Source organism: Streptomyces sp. (assembly GCF_031178505.1).
GTDB classification, from domain to species: domain Bacteria; phylum Actinomycetota; class Actinomycetes; order Streptomycetales; family Streptomycetaceae; genus Streptomyces; species Streptomyces gulbargensis.
On the sequence record NZ_JAPSIW010000247.1, the window covers coordinates 1 to 8,673 of the forward strand.

Sequence of the window (8,673 nt, forward strand, 5' to 3'; positions counted from 1 at the left end):
CCGAGCACCTCCCCCGCGCCGACCGACGGCAGCTGGTCCACGTCGCCCACGAGCAGCAGGTGGGCACCCGGTGCCACCGCCTTGACCAGCTTGTTGGCGAGGAGGAGGTCCAGCATGGAGGCCTCGTCGACCACGATCAGATCGGCGTCGAGCGGCCGGTCCCGGTCGTAGGCCGCGTCCCCGCCCGGCTTCAGCTCCAGCAGGCGGTGGACGGTGGACGCCTCGGCGCCGGTCAGCTCCGCGAGCCGCTTGGCGGCCCGGCCGGTGGGCGCGGCGAGCACCACCTTGGCCCGCTTGGCCCGGGCCAGCTCCACGATCGACCGGACGGTGAAGGACTTGCCGCAGCCCGGCCCGCCGGTCAGGACCGCGACCTTCTCGGTCAGGGCGAGCCGCACGGCCTGCTCCTGCTCGGCCGCCAGGCTCGCCCCGGTGCGGTCGGCCAGCCACGCCAGGGCCTTGTCCCAGGCCACGTCCCGGAAGGCCGCCAGCCGGTCCTCCTCGGCCCGCAGCAGCCGCCGCAACTGCCCGGCGAGGGAGAGCTCCGCCCGGTGGAAGGGGATCAGGTAGACGGCGGTCACGGGGGCGCCCTCGGGGCCGGGCACGGTCTCCCGTACGACTCCCTCGGGGTCCTCGGCGAGCTCGGCCAGGCACTCGATGACGAGGCCGGTGTCCACCTGGAGGAGCTTCACGGCCTCGGTGATGAGCCGTTCCTCCGGCAGGAAGCAGTGCCCCTGGTCGGTGGACTGCGACAGCGCGTACTGGAGCCCCGCCTTCACACGGTCGGGGCTGTCGTGCGGGATGCCGACGGCCTGGGCGATCCGGTCGGCGGTGAGGAAACCGATGCCCCACACGTCGGCGGCGAGCCGGTACGGCCGGCCGCGCACCACCGAGATCGAGGCGTCACCGTACTGCTTGTAGATCCGCACGGCGATGGACGTCGACACACCGACCCCCTGGAGGAAGACCATGACCTCCTTGATCGCCTTCTGCTCCTCCCAGGCGGCCCCGATCAGCCGGGTCCGCTTCGGCCCGAGCCCCGGGACCTCGACGAGCCGCTCCGGCTCCTTCTCGATGACGTCGAGCGTCTCCGTGCCGAAGTGGTCCACGATCCGCTCGGCGATCCTGGGGCCGATGCCCTTGATGAGTCCGGAGCCCAGGTAGCGGCGGATGCCCTGGACGGTCGCGGGCAGCACCGTGGTGTAGTTCTCGACGGTGAACTGCCTGCCGTACTGCGGGTGGGAGCCCCACCGGCCCTCCATCCGCAGCGACTCCCCCGGCTGCGCGCCGAGCAGCGACCCGACGACGGTGAGCAGATCACCGGCGCCCCGCCCGGTGTCGACCCGCGCGACCGTGTACCCGTTCTCCTCGTTGGCGTAGGTGATCCGCTCCAGGACCCCCTCGACCACCGCCAGATTGACCATGCCCCGACCGTAGCGAAGAGGTCGGACAGCGGGAGGGGCTCCCGGCAGGTCCCCGGCACGGCAACGGCGGCCCCGCGAGGGCCGGGTGGGGCGCCCCGGCGGGTGGCGGGCGGCGCCGAGGTGCCGGGGCGGGGGCGGGCGCCTAGCGTGGGAGGCATGGCTGACGAAACGTGGGAGCGGAACGTGTACGGACGGCGCCCGGCGGGCGCGGACGACGGGGCACCGTCGTGGGCGTGGACGCGGGGGGAGGCGCGGTGATCCGCGGACTGATGGGCGGCGTCGTCCTGAACCGGGTCGCCAGGCCGGCGGCGAAGGCGATCGCGAAGCGGACGGGCCTGCCCGCCCCCGCCGTGAGCCGGGCCCTCCAGGTGCTGCTCCCCGCCGCCCTGGCGGTGATCACGAAACGGGCCGCCGCCCGGAAGGGAAGGGGCGGCGGGCACAAGTAGCCCGGGGCCGGTCCGCGCCCCGGCGAGGTACGCGACTTCCCCGGGGGCGGAGCGGGGCGGGCGGGAAGACCGCCGCTCCGGCCCCGCCGCACCGGGGCCGGAGCGGAGTCCGGTCAGACGTCCAGGAAGGCGGCCAGCGTCTCCTCCAGGACCTCCACGCCGTCCCTCGCCCACAGGTCGTCGTTGAAGAGTTCGACCTCGACCGGGCCCGTGTAGCCGGTCTTCTCCACCAGGTCCGACCAGGCCCGCAGGTCGATCACGCCGGTGCCGAGCTGGCCCCGGCCGGTGAGGACGCCGGCCGGGAGCGGGGTCGTCCAGTCGGCGAGCTGGTAGGAGTGGATGCGGCCGGCCGCGCCCGCGCGTGCCACCGCCGCCGGGGCCCGGTCGTCCCACCAGAGGTGGTACGTGTCGACCGTGACGCCCACCTGCTCGGCCGGGAACCGTTCGGCGATGTCCAGGGCCTGGTCCAGGGTGGAGACGGCGCAGCGGTCGGCGGCGTACATCGGATGGAGCGGTTCGATGGCGAGACGGACGCCGCGCTCCCCCGCGTACGGGGCGAGCGCGCCGACGGCCTCGGCGATCCGGGCGCGGGCCGAGGGCAGGTCGGGGCAGGCGGTGGTGAGGCCGCCGGAGACCAGGACGAGGGTGTCGGTGCCGAGGGTGGCCGCCTCGTCGATCGCCGCCCGGTTCTCCTCCTCCCAGCCGTCGGTGGTGAAGAAGCCGCCCCGGCAGAGGGTGGTGACGGCGAGCCCCGCCTCCCGCACGAGCGCGGCCGCCGCCTCGACCCCGTACTCCCGGACGGGCTCGCGCCACAGGCCGACGCCGGGGACGCCGAGCCGGACGCAGGCGGCGACCAGCTCGGGCAGGGTCAGCTGCTTGACCGTCATCTGGTTGATGCTGAAGCGGTCCTGGTTCACTGCGGCACTCCGTACACGGTGAGCAGGGACCGCATCCGCGCCTCGGCGCGCGCCGGGTCGGGGAAGAGGCCGAGCCCGTCGGCGAGTTCGTAGGCCCGGGCGAGGTGCGGCAGGGAGCGGGCGGACTGGAGGCCGCCGACCATGGTGAAGTGCTCCTGGTGGCCGGCGAGCCAGGCGAGGAGGACGACGCCCGTCTTGTAGAAGCGGGTCGGGGCCTCGAAGAGGTGCCGGGAGAGGGTGACGGTCGGGTCGAGGACCTTGCGGAACCCCTCGGTGTCACCGGTGTCGAGGAGCCGTACGGCCTCGGCGGCGAGCGGGGCCAGCGGGTCGAAGACGCCGAGCAGGGCGTGGCTGAAGCGGTTGCCCGCCGGCGGCTCCTCGCCGGCGATCAGCTCGGGGTAGTGGAAGTCGTCACCGGTGTAGCAGCGTACGCCCTCCGGCAGGCGGCGCCGGAGTTCCACCTCGCGGCGCGCGTCGAGGAGGGAGATCTTGACGCCGTCGACCTTGTCGGGGTGGGCGGCGATGACCTCCAGGAAGGTCTCGGTGGCGGTGTCGAGGTCGGCGGAGCCCCAGTAGCCGTCGAGCGCCGGGTCGAACATCGGGCCGAGCCAGTGGAGGATCACCGGCTCGCTCGCCTGGCGCAGGAGGTGGCCGTAGAGGCCGAGGTAGTCGTCGGGGCCGCCGGCCGTGGCGGCGAGGGCGCGGGAGGCCATGAGGACGGCCTGGGCCCCCGACTCCTCGACGACGGCGAGCTGTTCCTCGTAGGCGGCGCGGATCTCCGGCAGGGTGCCGCCGGCGGTGAGCTGGTCGGTGCCGACCCCGCAGGCGATCCGGCCGCCGACGGCCTTCGCCTCGGCGGCGGAGCGGCGGATGAGCGCGGCGGCCCCGGCCCAGTCCAGGCCCATGCCGCGCTGGGCGGTGTCCATGGCCTCGGCGACGCCGAGCCCGTGCGCCCACAGGTGGCGCCGGAAGGCGAGGGTGGCGTCCCAGTCGATCGCGGCGGGCGCGTCGGGGGTGGTGTCGGCGTACGGGTCGGCGACGACGTGGGCGGCGGAGAAGACGGTACGGGAGGTGAGCGGGCCGGCCGGGGGGAGCGCGAGCGGTTCGGCGCGGGGCTCGTACTCCCGTACGCCGCCGCCGGTCACGGGGAGGCGGAGGGTCACAGCGACACCTCCGGCACGGCCAGGCGGCGGCCCTCGGCGGCGGACCTCAGGCCGAGTTCGGCGAGCTGGACGCCGCGGGCGCCGGCGAGGAGGTCCCAGTGGTAGGGCTCGCCGAGGACGACATGGCGGAGGAACAGCTCCCACTGGGCCTTGAAGCCGTTGTCGAACTCGGCGTTGTCGGGGACCTCCTGCCACTGCTCGCGGAAGGACTCGGTGGCCGGGATGTCGGGGTTCCAGACCGGCTTGGGAGTGGTCGAGCGGTGCTGGACACGGCAGCCGCGCAGACCGGCGACGGCGGATCCGTGCGTGCCGTCCACCTGGAACTCCACGAGTTCGTCGCGGTGGACGCGGACCGCCCAGGAGGAGTTGATCTGGGCGACGGCGCCGCCCTCCAGCTCGAAGACGCCGTAGGCGGCGTCGTCGGCGGTGGCCTCGTAGGGCTTGCCCTGCTCGTCCCAGCGGCGCGGGATGTGGGTGGTGACGTGGGCGCTGACGGAGGTGACACGGCCGAACAGCTCGTGGAGCACGTACTCCCAGTGCGGGAACATGTCGACCACGATGCCGCCGCCGTCCTCGGCGCGGTAGTTCCAGCTGGGGCGCTGGGCGTCCTGCCAGTCGCCCTCGAAGACCCAGTAGCCGAACTCGCCGCGCACGGAGAGGATCTCGCCGAAGAAGCCGCCGTCGATGAGCCGCTTCAGCTTGAGCAGGCCCGGGAGGAAGAGCTTGTCCTGGACGACACCGTGGCGGATGCCGGCGGCCTCGGCGAGGCGGGCGAGTTCGAGGGCGCCGGCGAGGTCGGCGGCGGTGGGCTTCTCCGTGTAGACGTGCTTGCCCGCCGCGATGGCCTTCGTCAGGGCCTCGGCGCGGGCGGAGGTGACCTGGGCGTCGAAGTAGATGTCGACGGTGTCGTCGGCGAGGACGGCGTCGAGGTCGGTGGTCCAGTGGTCGAGGCCGTGGCGCTCGGCGAGGGCGCGCAGGGCGTGCTCGCGGCGGCCCACGAGGACGGGCTCGGGCCACAGGACGTCGCCGTTGCCGAGGTCGAGTCCGCCCTGCTCGCGCAGGGCGAGGACGGAGCGGACGAGGTGCTGGCGGTATCCCATGCGTCCGGTGACGCCGTTCATGGCGATGCGGACTGTCCTGCGTGTCACGAAGGATCCTCTCCCCGGAGATCGCTCTCCCCGGCGTGCGGTGCTCGCGGTGCGGGGCGGTGCGGTTCCGAACCCCGATAGAAAGCGCTTTCTGTCACGGATGACGCTAGCCTGCCGACATCACGCCGGACAAGGGCCTTGGAGGTACGTGCACGATGACCGTCACCCTGGCGGACGTGGCCGCCCGCGCACGGGTCTCCCCCGCCACCGTCTCCCGCGTCCTCAACGGCAACTACCCCGTCGCCGCCTCGACCCGTGAGCGGGTCCTCCTGGCGGTGCGGGAACTCGACTACGTGCCCAACGGACCCGCGAGCTCCCTCGCCGCCGCCACCTCCGACCTCGTCGGGGTCCTCGTCAACGACATCGCCGACCCCTTCTTCGGGATCATGGCGGGCGCGGCGCAGAGCGCGATCGGCGAGGGCGCGGGGGGCCGGGGCGGCGCGGAGAAGCTCGCCGTCGTCTGCAACACGGGCGGTTCCCCCGAACGGGAGCTCACCTACCTCACCCTGCTCCAGCGCCAGCGGGCCGCCGCCGTCATCCTCATGGGCGGTTCCCTGGAGGACCCGGAGCACCTGGCGGCCACGTCCGGGAAGCTGGCCCGCCTCACCGAGGCCGGGACCCGGGTGGTGCTGTGCGGGCGCCCACCCGTGCCCGGTGACACGGGGGCGGCGGTGCTCGTCTTCGACAACCGGGCGGGTGCCCGGCTGCTGACGGAGCATCTGCTGGCGCTCGGACACCGGCGGATCGGTTACGTGGCGGGGCCGGCCGACCGCACGACGACCCGGCACCGGCTGGAGGGGCACCGGCAGGCCCTCGCCGCGGCGGGCGTCCCCGAGGGACCCACGGTGCACGGGCCGTACGACCGGCGCTCCGGCCACGAGGCGACGGCCGGGCTGCTGGCCCGCGACCCGGACCTCACGGCCGTGGTGGCCGCCAACGACACGGTGGCCCTCGGCGTCTGCGCGGCCCTGCGGGAGCGGGGCCTGTCCATCCCGGGCGACGTGTCGGTGGCCGGCTTCGACGACCTGCCGTTCTCGGTGGACGCCGTACCGGCCCTCACGACCGTGCGCCTCCCCCTCCACGCGGCGGGCGCCCGCGCGGGACGCCTGGCCACGGGAGCGGAGGAGCTGCCGCCCGGCGGTCCGGCGGTGGTCCCGGTCGAGCTGGTGCTCCGGGGGTCGACGGGGGCGCCGCGGGGCTAACGGGACGGGAGGGGCCGGCGGGGGGCCGGCGCGGAGGGTTCGGCGACGGTCAGGGTGTCCACCATGCGGCTCAGCCTGTGACGGGCGCGGGTCGCGTGGGGGCGGGGGAGGGTGACCTCGGCCACGGCCCGGGCCGCGCCCGTGACCGCGTACTCCAGGGCCAGCACCGGCGTGCCGACGAGCGTCGCGGCGATACGGGCGAGGGCCCCGGGCGTGTCCCTGAGGGTCACGGTCATCGTGCACACGTCGCCGGAGAGGGACGCGCCGGGGGCGGTGCGGGTGTCGTCTGCCATGGGGTTTTCCTGTCCGTGTCGTGCGGCCGGGTGGGCCGGGGAATCAGGGCCGGGGGTCAGGGCCGGGGGTCAGGGCCGGGGGAAACGAAAAGACCCCTCGCGGAACGCGAGAGGTCTGCGTGCGGGCGGTGGACCGCCTGGGAGGGATCACTCCCCAGGTCGCCCCGGTGCCGGCACGCGGGCGCCGATAATGAGCCGCCGCTGCATGCCGGGGATTCTCACACGACGGGCCCGGGGCGGCGAGGCCGTCTCAGCTTCCGGACGGGGTCAGGCCGGTGGCCGCGAGGACGGCGTCGACCGTCTCCTCGACCGTGAGGTCCGCGTTGTCGATCCACACGCCCCGGCCGGACAGTTCGGCCCGCATGGCCTCGTCCAGGAACGCCCAGTTGGTCGTGAGGCGCTTGTGGCGGGCGTTGTTGCGCTCCCAGGCCGTCTCGGGGCCGGGGGCGAGGAACACCGGGTGGAGCCGCAGGTTCCCGGCCCGGGCGCGGTAGAAGTCCAGGTGCGAGCGGCGTACCACCACGTCGTCGACGACGGGCAGGAAACCGGCCGCCGCGAAGCTGCCCGCGAGCAGGCACGCGTGGCGCGCGCGCAACAGGATCTGGCGGTCGGCCTCCGGGTCCCCGTCCGGGGTCGGCCATCGGCCGCCGCTGACGATCAGTTCCTGGAGGTGGTCCACCTCGATGTGCGCGGCGCGCGGGAAGCGGGCCGCGAGGGCGGCGGCGACGGTCGACTTGCCGCTGCCGGGGATGCCGGCGAGGAGGACGGCCCCCGGTACCGGTTCGGGGGCGTCGACGGTGAGGTGCTCGAAGGTCATGCGGTCCTCTCGGGCGGGCCGGCGGTACGGGCCCGGACGGACGGGCCACGGGCGGGGCGGTCCCTGGGCGGGGCCGCTCGCGGACGGGTTCCGGGGCGGCCGGCCCCGCCGCCGCGCCCCGTGCCGTACGGCCGGCCCTCCGGCGTACGGCCCCGGTCCCGCCGCCGACCGGGGAACGCTACGGCGCGACCGGTTCCGGCGCCAGTGGTTTCTCCGGCGCCGGCTCGCGCTTCGGGGTGAGGGAGGTGAGCGCCACCCCGCCGACCAGGAGGGCCGCCGCGCACCACCGGAGGGGGCTCACGCCCTCACCGAGGAAGAGGGCCGCCGAGGACATGCCGAAGACGGGGACGAGGAGGGAGAAGGGGGCGACGGAGGAGGCCGGGTAGCGGCGGAGCAGCCAGCCCCAGGCGCCGAAGCCGAAGACGGTGGCGACCCAGGCGATGAAGACGATGACGCCGACGCCCACCGGGTCGAGGTCCCGCAGCGCGGCCAGGTCGCGCTCGGGGCCCTCGACGAGCAGGGAGAGCGCGAGCAGCGGCAGGACGGGCACGGTGCTCACCCAGACCATGAAGTTGAGCGCGTCGGGCGGGGCGGCCTTGCGGGTGAGGACGTTGGACACGCCCCAGGCGACGGCGGCGGCGATCACCAGCAGGAAGCCGGTCAGCGAGCTAGACGCCCCCTCGTCGATCGCCGCGACCCCGATGCCGGCGAGGGCGACGGCCATGCCGGTCAGCTTGACGCGGCCGGGCCGCTCGCCGAGCGCGAGGAAGGCGAACACGGCCGTGAAGACGGCCTGGACCTGGAGGATCAGGGAGGAGAGGCCGGCCGGCGCGCCCATGCTCATGCCGGTGAACAGCAGACCGAACTTGGCGACGCCGAGGGCCAGTCCGACTCCCACGATCCACTTCCAGGCGACCTTGGGACGGCCGACGAAGAAGACGGCGGGCAGGGCGGCCACGAGGAAGCGGAGCGCGGAGAAGAGCAGCGGCGGGAAGTGGTCGAGGCCGAGGTCGATGATGACGAAGTTGACTCCCCAGAGGGCGGTGACCAGGGCGGCGAGGGCGAGGTGGGCGGGGCGCATGCGATCGAGCATGGTGGGCCGGAACGTGTAGCACCAGCGCGGGTTTCTTCATGGTCGAATGAAGCAGCGCTTCATCCATGTCCCCGGTCCCGGACGGGAGTCACCGTGCTCGATCTCGGCCGTCTGCGCGCCCTGCACGCCGTCGCCGTCCACGGCAGCGTCGGCGCCGCTGCCGCCGCCCTCGG

At 74.5% G+C, this 8,673-nt stretch carries 9 protein-coding genes; 2 read left to right on the top strand and 7 right to left on the bottom strand.

Annotation, left to right across the window (positions count from 1 at the left end; genetic code table 11):
* Positions 1-1,421: AAA family ATPase (locus RIF68_RS17805; RefSeq protein ID WP_309052255.1), on the bottom strand; the 1,421-nt coding region annotated here is incomplete at its 3' end.
* A gap of 254 nt (positions 1,422-1,675) precedes the next feature.
* Here RIF68_RS17805 and RIF68_RS17810 point away from each other — a divergent pair.
* The gene (locus RIF68_RS17810; RefSeq protein WP_309052256.1) at positions 1,676-1,867 is read left to right on the top strand and encodes a hypothetical protein; all 192 of its coding nucleotides are present in this window, start codon (positions 1,676-1,678) and stop codon (positions 1,865-1,867) included.
* Positions 1,868-1,980: 113 nt separating this feature from the next.
* On the opposite strand, the gene RIF68_RS17815 is transcribed toward RIF68_RS17810, so the two are convergent.
* From RIF68_RS17815 to RIF68_RS17825, 3 genes are read right to left on the bottom strand one after another with little or no spacing between them, the layout of a single operon-like run.
* Positions 1,981-2,754 carry a sugar phosphate isomerase/epimerase family protein gene (locus RIF68_RS17815; protein ID WP_309052263.1) on the bottom strand — a complete coding sequence of 258 codons (774 nt, stop codon included), beginning with the start codon at positions 2,752-2,754 and terminating at the stop codon, positions 1,981-1,983.
* A 26-nt stretch (positions 2,755-2,780) separates the two neighbouring features.
* Positions 2,781-3,947: a dihydrodipicolinate synthase family protein gene (locus RIF68_RS17820; protein ID WP_309052257.1), complete on the bottom strand. Its 1,167-nt coding sequence runs from the start codon at positions 3,945-3,947 to the stop codon at positions 2,781-2,783.
* Complete coding sequence (locus RIF68_RS17825; RefSeq protein WP_309052258.1) at positions 3,944-5,095, bottom strand: Gfo/Idh/MocA family oxidoreductase; 1,152 nt, start codon at positions 5,093-5,095, stop codon at positions 3,944-3,946. Before RIF68_RS17825 ends, RIF68_RS17820 begins: the two co-directional genes overlap by 4 nt.
* A 155-nt stretch (positions 5,096-5,250) precedes the next feature.
* Here RIF68_RS17825 and RIF68_RS17830 point away from each other — a divergent pair, with 155 nt between their 5' ends.
* Positions 5,251-6,297 carry a LacI family DNA-binding transcriptional regulator gene (locus RIF68_RS17830; protein ID WP_309052259.1) on the top strand — a complete coding sequence of 349 codons (1,047 nt, stop codon included), beginning with the start codon at positions 5,251-5,253 and terminating at the stop codon, positions 6,295-6,297.
* Here the strand turns inward: RIF68_RS17830 and RIF68_RS17835 are convergent.
* The 3 genes from RIF68_RS17835 to RIF68_RS17845 all read right to left on the bottom strand — a co-directional run bounded on the left by RIF68_RS17835 (position 6,294) and on the right by RIF68_RS17845 (position 8,488).
* On the bottom strand, positions 6,294-6,590 hold the full coding sequence (locus tag RIF68_RS17835; protein WP_309052260.1) for a hypothetical protein: 297 nt from the start codon (positions 6,588-6,590) through the stop codon (positions 6,294-6,296). The two genes, RIF68_RS17830 and RIF68_RS17835, sit on opposite strands and share 4 nt — an antisense overlap.
* A 250-nt stretch (positions 6,591-6,840) precedes the next feature.
* Entirely contained in the window at positions 6,841-7,407 is a 567-nt protein-coding gene (locus RIF68_RS17840; RefSeq protein ID WP_309052261.1) for an AAA family ATPase, read from the bottom strand.
* A gap of 178 nt (positions 7,408-7,585) precedes the next feature.
* Positions 7,586-8,488 carry an EamA family transporter gene (locus RIF68_RS17845; protein ID WP_309052262.1) on the bottom strand — a complete coding sequence of 301 codons (903 nt, stop codon included), beginning with the start codon at positions 8,486-8,488 and terminating at the stop codon, positions 7,586-7,588.
* Positions 8,489-8,673: the final 185 nt, after the last annotated feature.